The 1,284-nt window shown below is 69.3% G+C and carries 1 protein-coding gene; it reads left to right on the top strand.

The features are described from left to right. Positions 1-1,037, top strand: a 1,037-nt coding sequence (locus tag I59_RS06165) for a malate:quinone oxidoreductase (protein ID WP_022903115.1), incomplete at its 5' end; no start/stop codon positions are given. Positions 1,038-1,284 lie beyond the last annotated feature (247 nt).

The following is a 1,284-nucleotide window of genomic DNA, read 5'->3' as shown; positions in this document are numbered from 1 at the left end:
ACCCGGCTCGGATCCGGCAGTGGGCGCCCGCGCTGATCCCCGGCCGCAAGAAGGACCAGCCGATCGCCGCGACCTACTCCGCCGCGGGCTCCGACGTGGACTTCGGCTCGTTGACACGCCAGCTCTTCGATCAGCTCGAGATCGACGGCGTCGAGTTCGAGTCCTCGCACCAGGTCACGAACGTCACCCGGTCGAAGATCAGCGAGGGGTGGGTGCTCGACGTCCGGAACGAGATCGGGCGGTCGAAGCAGCGGATCGCGGCGAAGTTCGTGTTCGTGGGCGCCGGCGGCGGAGCACTGCACCTGCTGCAGAAGTCGGGGATCCCGGAGATCCGCGGGTACGGCGGCTTCCCCGTGTCGGGTGAGTTCCTCCGCACCGACGATCCCGAGGTCGTGCAGAAGCACGCGGCGAAGGTCTACGGGAAGGCGAGCGTCGGTGCGCCGCCGATGTCGGTCCCGCACCTCGACACCCGGATCGTGGACGGCAAGGCCTCCCTGATGTTCGGGCCGTACGCCGGGTTCAGCCCGAAGTTCCTGAAGCAGGGCTCCGTGCTCGACCTGTTCAAGAGCATCCGGCCGCACAACCTCCGGCCGATGCTGAGCGTCGCGTTCTCGAACTTCGACCTCGTCCGCTACCTCGTCGGGCAGCTGCTCGCGTCGAAGCAGACGAAGTTCGACGCGCTGCGCGACTTCATGCCCGCCGCGGAGCCGGGGGACTGGCACCGGATCACGGCGGGTCAGCGCGTGCAGGTCATCAAGCCCGACGCCGACAAGGGCGGCATCCTGCAGTTCGGCACCGAGGTCATCACGGCCGCGGACGGGTCGATCGCGGGACTCCTCGGCGCGAGCCCGGGAGCGTCGACGGCGGTGCCGATCATGCTCAAGCTGCTCGAACGCTGCTTCCCCGACCGCTGGGCCGGCTGGCAGGGCACCGTCCGGCAGATGGTCCCGACGTACGGACAGGACCTCGGCGACGACCCGGCGCTGGCCGACCAGACCCTCGAGCGCACCGCGAAGGTCCTCGGCCTGCACCACTGAGACCGCTGCTCGCTTGCGGCGCGTTCGAACATGTGTTCGAATGGCCGCATGCGGTGGAGCGGGCAGGCGAATCGACGCGTCGGCGGACGACGCGCTCCCCGGGCATGGAGTCGAACAGCGGCTTCGTCCGGAGCGTCACGACGCCCGAGTTCGCGGGCGTGACGTTCCACGAGGTCCTGGCCGAGAGCGCCCTGAACTGGGTGCCGAGTGCGGAAGGGGACGGGACGTACGGCTTGGACCATCAACC

This window comes from Curtobacterium sp. B8 (genome assembly GCF_000333315.1).
GTDB classification, from domain to species: Bacteria; Actinomycetota; Actinomycetes; order Actinomycetales; family Microbacteriaceae; genus Curtobacterium; species Curtobacterium luteum.
Note: the sequence above shows the minus strand (reverse complement) of the source record. Positions and strands in the feature narration are given on the sequence as shown.